This is a genomic window from Stenotrophomonas sp. STEN038 (genome assembly GCF_056759895.1).
In genome coordinates this window covers 1-13,687 of the sequence record NZ_JBRRDW010000028.1, presented here as the reverse complement: position 1 = coordinate 13,687, position 13,687 = coordinate 1, and the positions used below count along the sequence as shown (strand labels likewise).

Sequence of the window (13,687 nt, the reverse complement as noted above, 5' to 3'; positions counted from 1 at the left end):
CCTCCTTCATGCAGAAACAAGAACGCCCCGGCCTGACGGCACGGGGCGTTGCTGGATTGGAAAGCCGGGCCCGCCCACCGCGGCACCACCAACCGTCCTCCGGCCAACCTGCCAGGAGCTATCGGTTACTGGTTCGCGCCACGCTTGCACCGGCTCGGCCCTCCGTTGTCCGGACGACGAAAGTGCCGCCCGGACAATTGACCCTACGCCTGCAAAAAGGTTCCGGCAAGGGCTATGCGGAAACGTTTACTGAATATTCAAACCACCCCACATTCAGCCTCACGAGAATGACAAAAACCTAACAAGTTCAGCTATTTAAGTTTGTCATGGCGCGATAATGACCTCCGCTGAACGGGCCCGGGTAGAGGCTGCCTTCTTGCCCGTCACCTGGATCCGGTTGGCCGCCACGCCACCTGCCACCAGCGCGTCCTTGAGCGCCTGCGCACGCCGCTGACCAACGCCATTGGCACTGTCATAGGCCTCGATGGTGACCCGGCCCTTCTTGCCGATGTTCAGGTACTCGGCCAGCGCCTTGGCCTGGTTGCCGGCAGAGGCGGACAGCGCCGCCTGGCCAGCCGCGAACGCGTCGCCGCTGAAGGTGTAGATCTCGCCACGGCCATCGAACTTGGAGGCCGGCAACTTCTGCCCGGACACCAGCTCCGCCTCTTCGCGGGCCAGCTTGGCGGCGTTCTGCTGGGCCGTGCTCAAACGCGCCTGCTGGCGACCGGCAACGCTCGTCAACGCGGTTTCCGCGTCCTGGCGGGCCAGGGTCTCGGCTTCGGCAGCCAGGCGCAGGCGCTCTGCTTCCTCGGCCTGGATCTGGGTCTGTACCCGCAGTTGTTCGGCCTCCTGACGGGCACGGGCCGCATCGCGGCGGCTGGCCTCGATCAGCAACTCGCTGCGGGTGCGCTCCAACTCGCCAACCTCACGTCGCGCCAGCGCTGCGCGGCTGGCCGCCTCGGCAATCGCAACACGGCGCTCGGCCAGATAACGGGCATCATCCAGCTCCTTGCGCTTGGCCTTGGCCAGCGCCGCGATAGCCTGCTGTGCCTGCAGCTTCTCGAACGAGGCCACGTCGGCCATGGCCATGTCGGCCTGCAGCACCAGCAGACGCTGGTTCAAGGAAGCCACTGCCGGGTCTTCCGCTGCAAGCGCCAGCAAGGGCATGGCCAACAGGCCGACAACCACCAGATTCCTGATCCGCATCAACGTCCCTCCCCTGTCGCCAACTGGCGTTGCAGCTGTGCAACCTCGGCCTTGCGCTGGGCCAGCTCCGCCTGTGCGATGGCTTCCTCGCTTTGCGCACGCGCCAGATCAGCGTCGGCCGCCGCGCGCAGCGCCAGGATCGGCGCCTGCTTGCGCAGCCGTCGGTCGCCTGCTGCCTGCTGGGCCTGGCCCAACTGCTGGCGGGCCATCGCCATCGTGTCGGGCGCGTACTGATCGGCATCGGCCCGGTCGGCCTTCTCGACGGCCTGTTGTGCGGCAAGCAATTCCATTGCGCCCGGATCCTGCGCCAACGCGCTGCCGCATAGCACGAATGTGCAGGCGGTAGCACACAGGAATCGTCTTAATTGTGCGAAGCTAGATTTCATTGGGGAGCCGTTGCTTGGGTGACTGAGCGCGGCCATTGTGGTCAAGCCAGAGGCGTGCTTGCAACGGCACGCCGCCGTTTGTTGGGGAAAATTTCGCATGGATATCGGCTATTTCTTGAAGCTGATGACCGAAAAAAACGCTTCGGACATGTTTTTGACTACCGGAGCGCCGGTTTACATCAAGATTGAAGGCAAGTTGTACCCGCTGGGCAATACCGGCCTGCCCCCCGGCATGGTCAAGAAAATCGCCTATTCGCTGATGGACGAGGGCCAGGTGCCGCAGTTCGAGCGCGACCTGGAACTGAACATGGCCATCGCCCTGGCCGACGCCGGGCGCTTCCGCGTCAACGTGTTCAAGCAGCGCGGCGAAGTGGGCATGGTGATCCGTGCGATCAAGAGCCGCATCCCCAGCATCGAGGAGCTCAACCTCCCGCAGGTGCTGAAGGACGTGATCATGACCCCGCGCGGGCTGGTACTGGTGGTCGGCTCGACCGGCTCGGGCAAGTCGACCTCGCTGGCCTCGATGATCGACCACCGCAACAGCACCTCGACCGGGCACATCCTCACCATCGAGGACCCGATCGAATTCCTGCACAAGCACAAGCAGTCCATCGTCAACCAGCGCGAAGTCGGCCTGGACACCCACGCCTTCCACAACGCGCTGAAGAACGCGATGCGTGAAGCACCGGACGTGATCCTCATCGGCGAGATCCTCGATGCCGAGACCATGGAGGCAGCCATCGCCTTCGCCGAAACCGGGCACCTGTGCCTGGCCACGCTGCACTCCAACAACGCCGACCAGACCATCGAGCGCATCCTCAACTTCTTCCCGGAAAGCGCGCACAAGAACGTCTTGATGAACTTGTCACTGAACCTGCGTGCAGTGGTGTCGCAGCGCCTGGTCAAGGGCAAGGACGGCCGTCGTCGGCCGGCAACCGAAGTACTCATCAACACGCCGATGATCCGCGACCTGCTGCGCCGTGGCGAGGTGCACACCATCAAGCAGGCAATGGAAGACTCGCTGGAAGAAGGCATGCAGAGCTTCGACCAGTGCCTGTTCCGGATGGTGAAGGACGGCATCATCGAGCAGGAGGAAGCGCTGCGCGCCGCCGACTCGCGCGATGGCCTGGCGCTGAAGTTCCGCCTCTCCGAAGGTGGCAGCGGCGAGCATGATCCATATGCGGATTTCGCGGTGTCGGCACCTGCGGCGATCACGCACGGGTTTTGAGCTGGCGGTTCGTGCAACAAGAAGCCCCGCGTTGCGGGGCTTTTTTTGAACCAAACTTTTGTAGGAGCGGCGTAAGCCGCGAAACCACTGATGGACCCGGGCTGCAGCTTCGCCGGGCATTGGGTGATCTGCTGCTTCGGATGCAATGCCGGCTTCGCGGCTTACGCCGCTCCTACATGGCAAATCAGCTTCGCGGCTGACGCCGCTCCCACAACCATCCCGCCGGGCTAAACCGCGTCGATCTGGTTTTCCGGACGGGCTGCATCGAATGCCGGCAGCGCCAGGCAGGCTTCTTCAATCCGCTGCAGGGTCGGATATGGGGTCAGGTCCAGATGGAAGCGACGGGCGTTGTACAGCTGCGGCACCAGGCAGCAGTCGGCCAAGCCGGGCTCGGCGCCATGGCAATACCGCCCAGTGTCGAACGAGCCTGCCAGCATCGTCTCCAGCGCGGCAAAGCCAGTCCGCATCCAATGCAGCGTCCATTCGTCGCGTTCGGGCTGCGGCACATTCCATTCGCGATCAAAGAACTGCATCACCCGCAGGTTGTTCAGGGGATGGATGTCGCAGGCCACCTGCTGTGCCAACGCACGCACGCGCGCACGGCCGCCCGCATCTGCCGGCAACAGGGCTGGCTCGGGAAAAACCTCGTCCAGGTACTCAAGAATGGCCAGCGACTGGGTCAGTACACGCTCGCCATGACGCAGCGTGGGCACCAGCTCCTGCGGGTTCAATGCGGCGTAATCCGGCGCATGCTGCTGCCCACCATCACGTACCAGATGCACCGGTATGAGTGCGTACTCCAGACCCTTCAGGTTCAAGCCGATGCGCACGCGATAAGCGGCACTCGAGCGCCAATAACTGTAGAGCGACAGCCCTGCTTCCATGTCAGATTCCCCCATCACCTGCCACCACAATAGCGGCTGGCGGTGAGGATTCCTTCACCGCCAGCACAGTCAATGCACGAACTGTTTTATCAGGGACGCGAAGCCTGCTCAATGCGCTGTTCAATCGCACCAAAAATGCTGACGCCGTCACGGTCCAGCATCTCAATGTGCACCACGTCGCCAAAACTCATGAACGGCGTCGACGGCTTGCCGTCGCGCAGGGTTTCGACGGTGCGCTGTTCGGCGAAGCAGGATGCGCCCAATGCGGTGTCTTCATTGGCAATCGTGCCAGAGCCGACAATCGCACCGGCCGACAGCGGACGGGTCTTGGCCGCGTGCGCTACCAGCTGGGCGAAGTTGAACTGCATGTCGACGCCGGCTTCCGGCGCACCGAACCACTTGCCGTTGATGTGGGTCACCAGCGGCAGGTGCAGCTTGCTGTCCTGCCAGGCGGCACCCAGCTCGTCCGGGGTCACGAACACCGGGCTCAGCGCCGAGCGCGGCTTGGACTGCAGGAAGCCGAAGCCCTTGGCCAGCTCGCCCGGGATCAGGTTGCGCAGGCTGACGTCGTTGACCAGACCAACCAGCTGGATGTGACCAGCAGCCTGCTCCGGCGTCACCGCCATCGGCACGTCGTCGGTGATGACCACGATCTCGGCTTCCAGGTCGATGCCGTAGTCCTCGCTGATCACCTTCACTGCATCACGCGGTCCATAGAAACCGGCACTGGTGGCCTGGTACATCAGCGGATCGGTGTAGAAGCTTTCCGGCACTTCGGCGCCACGCGCCTTGCGCACCCGCACCACGTGCGGCAGGTAGGCACTGCCATCGACGAACTCGTAGGCGCGCGGCAGCGGCGCGGCCAGCGCCTGCATGTCCACGGCGAACTCGCCGTCCACGGCACCAGCATTGAGCTGCTCGGACAGCGCGTTCAGGCGCGGCGCCAGATTCGACCAGTCTTCCAACGCCTGCTGCAGGGTGGCGGCAATGCCAGCGGCCCGCACAGCACGGGTCAGATCACGCGAAACCACGATCAGGGTGCCGTCGCGGCCGCCATCCTTCAGGGAACCAAGCTTCATGGGAGTGTCCAGTCTGCGGAGAAATAAGTTTCAATTGTAATGAATAAGCCAGCTACCACCAGCCTCACCAGCCGAATGCTGAACGGGCGTTTTTGTGCCCGCCGAAACAATCCCTTAGACTAGCGCGGTCTGCCAGCGGCCGTCCGTTTCCCTCAGGGATCGCCGGCGGTGCAGGATCAGCGGCCATCTGGCCCATCCGCCCGCCCGCCCCCACTCCGACGCCTATCGTCACGCATTCCAGCCAGCGCACCGCGTTGGTTGCATCCAGATCTTGCAGCGCGGTTTACGGGAACGCTCCGAGATCAGCTGGTCTTCAATGATCAGCAACGCAAGCCCCTATGGGCGCGCGTTCTTCATGTTTCGGAGTACTCCATGTCGTTTGAAAACCTGGGCCTTGCGCCCTTCCTGCTGCGCGCGCTCGCCGAGCAGGGCTATGAAAACCCGACCCCGATCCAGGAGCAGGCCATTCCGCTTGCGCTGGACGGCCGCGACCTGCTGGCCGGCGCCCAGACCGGTACCGGCAAGACCGCCGCGTTCGGCCTGCCGCTGCTGCAGCACCTGGCTACCTCGCCGCAGAGCGTGGGCAATGGCCCGCGCCGTCCGCGCGCCCTGGTGCTGGCACCGACCCGCGAACTGGCTACCCAGGTGCATGACAGCCTGCGTAGCTACAGCAAGTACCTGCGTATCCCCAGCGCCTGCATCTACGGTGGCGTGGGCATGGGCAACCAGCTGGACATCCTGCGTCGTGGCGTCGACCTGCTGGTCGCCTGCCCGGGCCGCCTGATCGACCACCTGGAGCGTCGCAGCGTCGACCTGTCCGGCGTCGAGATCCTGGTGCTGGACGAAGCCGACCGCATGCTCGACATGGGCTTCCTGCCCTCGATCAAGCGCATCCTGGCCAAGCTGCCGCGCCAGAACCGCCAGACCCTGCTGTTCTCGGCCACCTTCGAAGACAGCATCAAGCAGCTGGCGCTGGAGTTCATGCATAACCCGGAGCAGATCCAGGTCACGCCGAAGAACACCGTTGCCGAGACCATCACCCACCGCGTGCACCCGGTGGACGGCGCGCGCAAGCGTGAGCTGCTGTTGCACCTGCTGGCCAAGGACTCCCGCGTGCAGACGCTGGTGTTCGGCCGCACCAAGCATGGCTGCGACAAGCTGGCGGACTTCCTGGAGAAGTCCGGCATCAAGACCGCGGCGATCCACGGCAACAAGAGCCAGGGCCAGCGCCTGCGCGCACTGGCTGACTTCAAGGCCGGCCGCGTGACCGTGCTGGTGGCTACCGATATCGCTGCCCGCGGCATCGACATCAACGAGCTGCCGAAGGTCATCAACTACGACCTGCCGATGGTGCCGGAAGACTACGTGCACCGTATCGGCCGTACCGGCCGTAACGGTTCGACCGGTGAGGCGGTCTCGCTGGTTGCCCAGGACGAAGCCAAGCTGCTGCGCCAGATCGTGCGTCTGCTCGACCGCGACATGGACATCCGTGACGTTCCGGGCTTTGAGCCGCACACCCCGATTCGCTGGGGCAACAGCGCACCGGGCAAGGCTGAGCATCCGGGCGGCCACAAGGCACCGCGTCGCGGCAACGGCGGCCATGCCGCACGTCGCCCGACCGGCGATGCACCGCGCGGCGGCCGTGGCGGCCAGCCGCAGAAGCCAGGTGGCCAGCGCAATGCCGGCAATGGCCAGCAGCGTCGTGATGCCCACCCGGGTGGTGGTCAGCGTCGTGGTGGTGGTGGCCGCGGTCAGAGCCGTACCAGCGCCTGATTCCAACTTTTTGTTGGGATGAGTTGCAAAGAAAGGCCGACGCATTGCGTCGGCCTTTCTGGTTTTTGCGATGTTGAGTATCAAGCTTTTGACGTTGGCCTCGTGCAGGAGCCAAGGCGAGATCAAAGGCTTCCCCTCATCCGCTCCTGCGGAGCACCTTCTCCCGCAAGCGGGAGAAGGGAAGGCCTGTCATTGCCACGTCGAGAGTCGGCACCGCGCCTGCACCTCTGGCCTCTGGCCTCTGGCCTTGGCTTTGGCCTTGGCTTTGGCCTTGGCTTTGGCCTTGGCCTTGGCTTTGGCCTTGGCCTTGGCTTTGGCCTTGGCTTTGGCTTTGGCCTTGGCTTTGGCCTTGGCTTTGGCTTTGGCTTTGCGCTTTGGCTTTGGCTTTGCGCTTTGGATTTGCGCTTTGGATTTGGATTTGCGCTTTGGATTTGGATTTGCGCTTTGCGCTTTAGCTTTGTTCTTATCCCTTCTCCCGTTTACGGGAGAAGGTGCCCCGCAGGGGCGGATGAGGGCGGCTTTTGGCCTTTGCGATACCCATACCCGCTGGCCGAGAAAAGCAGAACAGCACGGTGCTATGCACCGCCCCCTCACCCCAACCCCTCTCCCGCAAGCGGGAGAGGGGCTATGAGCACTGCGGGGCTAAACCTTACTCCCCGCGCTGGCGCGGCGTGCTCAGATGGTTCGCCTGCAACAAGGCATTGAGCAGCAAGCGCTCGGTGCCATGCCAATACTTGCGATGCGCCGGGTCATCGGCAAACAAGACCACGTTGCCACTCCCGGTCGGCACCACCTGCAGATAGCTGGAACCCGATACACGTGCACGATTGGCATCGGACAGATAGCCATTCACCACCGGCTCGCGGTCGATGTTCACCACATTGAGGAAGGCATTCTTCACCGGCTCGAATACCAGCCCGCCTTCCTTGTTGACCCAGATGCGACGCTGCTGCACACCAAAGCCCAGCGGATGGGTCGGGTCTATATCAGCGCTCAGGATGTTGCCGCTGACCCGGCCCAGCGCGAACACATCGCGCACCGTGCCGAAATCCAACCGCTCCGCCTCATCCTTCTTGTCGCCTTCGTGCAGCTTGGCTTCGGCAAGACCCTTGTCGATCGCCCAGCGCGCGCCGCTGCCATAAACCACCAGCGAACCACCGGCAGCAATCCAGCGTTTCAGCGCCGCCACACCGGCATCACTGACGTTGGTATAGGTGCCGCCGGAGAGCACGATCGAGGTGTAGCGCGCCAGATCAACGCTGGCCAACTGCGACGGGTCAAGCTTGCTGGACGGCAAGCCCAGCGAGGTATCCAGCGAGAACCAGGTTGAGCCAATCTCGGTGGCGGACACGCCCTCGCCCATCACCAGCGCAATGCTTGGCGTACGCAGCACGCGCACATTGTCACTGCCCAGATCAATGCCGCTGGCAGCGCGGCCACTGGCCAAGGCGTAAACCGTGACACCGGCTTCCTGCGCACGCGCCAGCACCTTGGCCTGCAACAATTCGCCGTCCACGGTCTGGCCCGCAACCGGAATCACCACCGCGCCATGACCAAAGGCCACATCACCGTTCGCGGTAGAAGCAGTGAACGGCTGGTGCGCGGTGCGCACACGCACATTGTCACGCAGCAGCCCGCCCAGCAGACGGAAGCTGCCGAAGTCACGTGCATCGGCCACATAGGCGAAGCCAGCACGACCGCCGCTGATGCCGCCCGGTGCCACCGGCACTGCATCCACCACCGCACCGCTCGGCACGGCACCACGACTGCCGGCATAACGCAGGCCATAGGCAGGCGCCACCGCATACGAAGTGCCGCTGTAGAACACATCGCCCTTCACCGCCGGGGTGAACTCGAAGATCGAATGCGCGAGGCGGAACTGCGGCTGCCGTGCCGGCACCACGTAGGCCGAACCGGCCTGGAAGCGCTTGCCATCCACTTCCACATCGCGCGCCAGCGCATGTACCTCGATGCGATGCTGCAGCAACACGGCCAGAAGCTTGCGGGTCAAAGTGGCGTCGGCAGCATCGCCGAACACCCAGTCGTGCACCGGATAGGCCGAGGCCTGCTTCAACGCGCTGCGGAAGAAGTCCTTCTGCAGTGCAAACAGACGATCACGGTCTTCCACCACACCGCGCACGCTGGCCAGGCCCGTCGCCACCTGGTTGCGGACGGTGAAGTTGAAATGCAGCGGGCCATTCACCGATTCCTGTACCAGACCACGCGAACTGGCCTGCTCCACGGTCACACCGACCGCACCGTGGAAATCCGGATAGGTGGAGCCATAGATCGGCGAGAAGTTGTCGAAGTTCTCGCCGGTGTAATACAGCGAGCCCAGATCATCCAACGCCTTGGCATGGAAACGTGCCAGCCACTTGTTCGCCTCATACGAAGACTTGGGCAACAGTGGGCTTTCCATGCTCTTCGGCGACGGCTCGAAGTAGTAAGTGCTGTCCTTGCCCATTTCGTGGAAGTCGATCTGGATGTTCGGATACCAGCGATGGAACTGTGCGACCTTCGGCCAGCTATCGGTCTGTGCCAATGCAAGCCAATCGCGGTTGAGATCGGTGAAGTAGTGATTGACGCGGCCGCTGGGGAAAGGCTCGACATGTTCCTTGTCGGCCGGATCAGCAGATGGCGGACGCGAACCCCAGGCGTTATGCCAGTTGGCGGCACGGTCGCGTCCATCCGGGTTCTGTGCCGGATCAATCACAACTACCGCGTGGTCGAGCCAGCGCGCGGTTTCCGCGTCCTGGTTGGCAGCCAGATAGTAGGCGGTAAGCATCGCCGCTTCACCGCTGGAGGTTTCATTGCCGTGGACGCTGTAACCCAACCACGCGACCGCCGGAGCATCAGCACCGGGTAGCGGTTGTGCAGGATCGATCAACGCTTGTCGTTGCGCGGCGATCTCGGCGCTGCGCGCGTGGTTGCGGGGCGAAGTAATGGTGACCAACAGCAGCGGGCGCTGCTCGTAACTCTGGCCGATGACCTCGACCTTGACCTTGTCCGAAACGCGCGCCAGTTCGTTGAAGTAGGCCACCAGCTGGTCATGCCGGGTGTAGTGGCTGCCGATCTCGTAACCGAGGAACTGCTGCGGCGATGGCACCTTCGCATCGAACTGCTGCACGGTGGGGAAGTAGTAGCTGTTCTGGGCATGGGCCGGCGACAGGCTGACAAGTGTTGCCAGCAGCAGCACTGGCAGCAGACGTAAAAAGCGGAACGACATGGATGTAGCACTCCCCTATTGCATGAACGTTGTTGCGGGACTTCGAATGAAAAAGCGAAACATGTAGTGCCGAGCCATGCTCGGCAGGGGCTTTCCCGGTAATGCTCCAAAAGCTGCCCTCACCCCAACCCCTCTCCCGTAAACGGGAGAGGGGCTAAAGCACTGCGGGCTTCAGATCAGAAGCGATAATCAAAACCCAGCGTGTAATAGCGCCCGCGCAGGTCGTACTGACTGAAGTCATACGGTGCGCGCACACCCGGGAAGGTGGCGTCGTACGGTGGCTGGCGGTCACCGATGTTCTGCACCTTCGCATACACGGTCAGCTTGTCGATGCCGGTGTAGCCCAGGTACAGATCGAACTGACTGTAGCTGGCAACCTGCTTCTGCACGGCCTTTGCCGCGGCACTGCCTTCCTGGTCATAGCTGCTGGTGTAATACCAGGTCAGCGCGGTGCGCCAATCACCCAAGGCCCAGTCCAGCGTGGTGGTGGCCTTGGTATCCGGCAGCGACGGGCCGAGGTTGGAGCCGGCGTAGTCAACCAGCGGACCACCAACCACCTGCGGTCGCTTGTAGTCGATGACATAGGTCAGCGCCGAGGACAGGCCGAAGTCACCTGCAGCTGCCGTCTGCCAACGCTGGCGCAGCTCGATGTCGATGCCGGAGGTCTCCAGCTGGCTCAGGTTCTGGTAACGGTTGTAGACCGCAAGCAGCTTGCCGCGTGAGTCACGCAGCACATCGGCCGGATTGTTGTCCGCCACCAGCGTGGTGGTGTTGCCGGTGCCGATCAGGTTGTCCAGCTTGATGCGGTAGTAATCGACGCTGAGGTTGGTGTTCTGCCACGGCGACAACACGAAGCCGGCATTGAAGCTGCGGGTGCGCTCCGGATCGAGATTGGTATTACCGACAGTGAAGAAGGTCGGGTTCTGGCGTGAACCGGCCACGTCCGGATCATGCGGATCGACCACCGAGCCATAGGCGATGCTGGTGGATGCCGAGTTCTCCGACAGCGACGGCGCACGGAAGCCACGCGAGGCCGCAGCACGCACCAGCAACCAATCCAGCGGCTGCCAGCGCAGGCCGAGCTTGGGCGAGAATGCATTGCCGAAATCACTGTAGTGATCGGCACGCGCGGCAGCCTGCAGTTCCAGCGTGCTGTGCAGCGGCACGCTTACTTCCGCATAGGCGGCGCTGACCTGGCGCTGGCCGTGGACTTCGGCGATTGCCGGACGCACCTGCAGGCCGGCATCGATCTGCCAGGGATTGTTGGAGTCGAGCTTTTCCTGCCGCCATTCGGCACCGGCGGCAAAGCCAATCTCGCCCGCCCAGGTTTCACCCAAAGTACCGGACACCTTGGCGTCCACACCCTTGAGCACCGATTCGGCCGGGCGCAACGTGCTCAGGCCGATCGCAGCCAGCACCGCCGGATCGGTCGCTGACGGATTGAGCAGGTTGTAGCTGCCACTGGCCAGCGCGTCGTACAGCGTCCAACGATTGGCAAAACCACCGGAGACGGTCTCGCGCTGCTTGCTGGCGGCCTGGAACGCGCCGACTTCCCAGTCCCATTTCTCGGTCTGCCCGCGCAGGCCGAGCACGCCACGGTAGGAGCGCGAACGGTTGGTCTTGATGGTGCCGCCAAGGTTGAAGAAGGTGTATTCGATCGGCACGTCCACGCCGTACGGGTTGTACGGATTGGCTGCCGGCAGCGTCGAGCGCACCGGCTCGGCCAGGCCGGTGTCGGCGTTGAGCGCGAAGCGCCCGCTTTCCAAGGTGAAGAACGGACTGGAACCAAACCACGACACACCCTTGATGTCGCTGTAGATCACATCGGCGAAGGCTTCCACCGAATCGTTGATGCGCAGCGTGCCGTTGACGTAAGCCTGCCAACGCTTGGTCGACGGGATCAACGTTGTGTACGGCGCCTGGTTGAAGGCGCAGGTATCACCAGCCAAGCCATCGATCGGTGCACTGGCGGTAAGCACCGTGCCTTCCGGGCAGTTACCGGCGGCATCGAGCATCGGCACCGACTTGCCGCCGATCAGGTAGCGCGCGCCCTTGGCCGACCAACCATTCCAGCGACCACCGGCCTTGTCGGTATAGATGCCTGAGCGCGTGAGATCGCGCTGATCCTGATCCAGACGGTCGCGGTTATAGCCTTCCAGCGACACCAGGATGTTGTAGCCATCGCGGTCCAGATCGCCGATGCCGCCGACAAACTTGAGGTTCTGCTGGTCCAGCCCACCGGCTTCGGAGGTGCCGCCACTGACGCCGACTTCGGCACCTTCAAAATTCTGCCGGGTGATGATGTTGACCACGCCGGCGACTGCATCGGAACCGTATACCGCCGAGGCGCCGTCCTTCAGCACTTCGATGCGCTCCACCGCGACCAGCGGCAGCGCGTTGAGATCGACGAAGGTATCCGACAGACCACCAGACGGGAAGCCGTAGTTGGCCAGGCGACGGCCGTTGAGCAGCACCAGCGTGTTCTTCTGCGACAGGCCGCGCAGGCCGATGCCGGCCGAGCCAGAGGCCCAGCCGCTGTTGCTGGTTTCGTTGCTGGCGTTGCCGGTGTTGGCGGAGATCGAACGCAGCAGGTCAGCCACACTGGCCTTGCCGGTCTGCTCCAGTTGCTGGCGTTCGATCACCTGCACCGGGTTCGCGGTTTCAGTATCGGTGCGCTTGATGTTGGAGCCGGTGACGCGCACCGCATCGAGGGTCTTGCTGCCGTCGGCAGCGGCTTCGGCCAGGGCGAGGGAGGGAGCAGCGATGGCAGCAGCCACCGCGAAAGCGAGCATGGAACGAGTAGGCATGGAGTCCGGGAGAGGTGAATGACAACGCCAGCAGTACCTCACAACAGTCAAATGTCCGGCCAATCACTTTGTTGCATTCGCACATAACCATCGGTTACATCGCTCCATCCGGATGGATATGAAACTACTGCTGGCATCACAGGTGCATACGCTGGGCGACGGCCGCACCCTACAATTGCGTCCATGGATATTTTCAAGGTTTTCACCCTCGAAGCCGCACACCGGCTGCCCAACGTCCCGGTCGGCCACAAGTGCTCGCGCCTGCACGGCCATTCGTTCCGCGTGGAACTGCGGGTCAGCGGCGAACCCGGCCCTGAGACCGGCTGGATCATGGACTTCAGCGAGCTGAAGGCCGCCTTCCAGCCGCTCTACGACCAGCTCGACCACAACTACCTCAACGACATCCCCGGCCTGGAAAACCCCACCAGCGAACGCCTGGCGATGTGGATCTGGGAAAAGCTGAAGCCCGCACTGCCACTGCTCAGCGAAGTAGTCGTGCACGAAACCTGCACCTCCGGCTGCAGCTACAAGGGCGACAAGGCAGCCTGACTGCGGTAGAGCCGAGCCAGGCTCGGCAGAGGCCTTACCGGAGTTACCTGTAGTGCCGAGCCACGCTCGGCAGGGGCTCTACCGGAGCCACCTGTAGTGCCGAGCCATGCTCGGCAGGGCTTTACACGCCATGCAGCGGCATTTGTAGGAGCGGCGTAAGCCGCGAAGCTGCCCATGCATGAAGCCTCAAAGCCAACCCCTCCCCAGCCCTCCCCTTGCCTGCGGCAAAGGGAGGGAGCAGAGCGTAGTGCCGAGCCATGCTCGGCAGAGGCCTTCCCGTGAACTCCCCAGCCGAGCATGGCTCGGCACTACATGGACTTCCCGACCATGCAGCAGCCCTTGTAGGAGCGGTGTGAGCCGCGAAGCTGGCCGTGCATGAAGCCTCAAAGCCAACCCCTCCCCAACCCTCCCCTTGCCTGCGGCAAAGGGAGGGAGCGGTAGTGGGGGGGGGGGGCGGGCGGGGGGGGGGAGGCCGGGGGCGCGCCGGCCCGCCCGCGGGGCAGCCAACCCCGACGACCTACTCCGAAGACCACCCACCCCCACCCCCCC

At 63.5% G+C, this 13,687-nt stretch carries 10 protein-coding genes; 4 read left to right on the top strand and 6 right to left on the bottom strand.

Annotated features, from left to right (window positions below; all coding sequences use genetic code 11):
• Positions 1–324: 324 nt before the first annotated feature.
• Together ACVOLS_RS12685 and ACVOLS_RS12680 are read right to left on the bottom strand one after the other, a co-directional pair.
• Complete coding sequence (locus ACVOLS_RS12685) at positions 325–1,206, bottom strand: OmpA family protein (RefSeq protein ID WP_481545877.1); 882 nt, start codon at positions 1,204–1,206, stop codon at positions 325–327.
• Positions 1,206–1,592 (bottom strand): DUF4398 domain-containing protein, encoded by a 387-nt coding sequence (locus ACVOLS_RS12680; protein ID WP_481545876.1) that lies wholly within the window; start codon positions 1,590–1,592, stop codon positions 1,206–1,208. The genes ACVOLS_RS12685 and ACVOLS_RS12680 overlap by 1 nt, the downstream gene beginning before the upstream one ends.
• Positions 1,593–1,689: 97 nt before the next feature.
• Between ACVOLS_RS12680 and ACVOLS_RS12675 the strand changes: the two genes are divergently transcribed.
• Positions 1,690–2,820 (top strand): PilT/PilU family type 4a pilus ATPase, encoded by a 1,131-nt coding sequence (locus ACVOLS_RS12675; protein ID WP_282266812.1) that lies wholly within the window; start codon positions 1,690–1,692, stop codon positions 2,818–2,820.
• Between the two features lie 227 nt (positions 2,821–3,047).
• On the opposite strand, the gene maiA is transcribed toward ACVOLS_RS12675, so the two are convergent.
• The gene (maiA, locus tag ACVOLS_RS12670) at positions 3,048–3,704 is read right to left on the bottom strand and encodes a maleylacetoacetate isomerase (RefSeq protein ID WP_481545875.1); all 657 of its coding nucleotides are present in this window, start codon (positions 3,702–3,704) and stop codon (positions 3,048–3,050) included.
• A gap of 89 nt (positions 3,705–3,793) precedes the next feature.
• Positions 3,794–4,783: a fumarylacetoacetate hydrolase family protein gene (locus ACVOLS_RS12665; RefSeq protein ID WP_481545874.1), complete on the bottom strand. Its 990-nt coding sequence runs from the start codon at positions 4,781–4,783 to the stop codon at positions 3,794–3,796.
• Between the two features lie 372 nt (positions 4,784–5,155).
• Here ACVOLS_RS12665 and ACVOLS_RS12660 point away from each other — a divergent pair, with 372 nt between their 5' ends.
• Together ACVOLS_RS12660 and ACVOLS_RS12655 are read left to right on the top strand one after the other, a co-directional pair.
• The gene (locus ACVOLS_RS12660) at positions 5,156–6,556 is read left to right on the top strand and encodes a DEAD/DEAH box helicase (RefSeq protein WP_481545873.1); all 1,401 of its coding nucleotides are present in this window, start codon (positions 5,156–5,158) and stop codon (positions 6,554–6,556) included.
• 259 nt (positions 6,557–6,815) lie between these two features.
• Positions 6,816–7,187: a hypothetical protein gene (locus ACVOLS_RS12655; RefSeq protein ID WP_481545872.1), complete on the top strand. Its 372-nt coding sequence runs from the start codon at positions 6,816–6,818 to the stop codon at positions 7,185–7,187.
• A gap of 18 nt (positions 7,188–7,205) precedes the next feature.
• On the opposite strand, the gene ACVOLS_RS12650 is transcribed toward ACVOLS_RS12655, so the two are convergent.
• Complete coding sequence (locus ACVOLS_RS12650) at positions 7,206–9,782, bottom strand: M14 family zinc carboxypeptidase (protein WP_481545871.1); 2,577 nt, start codon at positions 9,780–9,782, stop codon at positions 7,206–7,208.
• Between the two features lie 176 nt (positions 9,783–9,958).
• On the bottom strand, positions 9,959–12,589 hold the full coding sequence (locus ACVOLS_RS12645) for a TonB-dependent receptor (RefSeq protein WP_481545870.1): 2,631 nt from the start codon (positions 12,587–12,589) through the stop codon (positions 9,959–9,961).
• A 183-nt stretch (positions 12,590–12,772) separates the two neighbouring features.
• On the opposite strand from ACVOLS_RS12645, the gene queD reads away from it, so the two are divergent.
• Entirely contained in the window at positions 12,773–13,138 is a 366-nt protein-coding gene (gene queD, locus ACVOLS_RS12640; protein WP_057627955.1) for a 6-carboxytetrahydropterin synthase QueD, read from the top strand.
• The last annotated feature ends 549 nt before the right edge of the window (positions 13,139–13,687 follow it).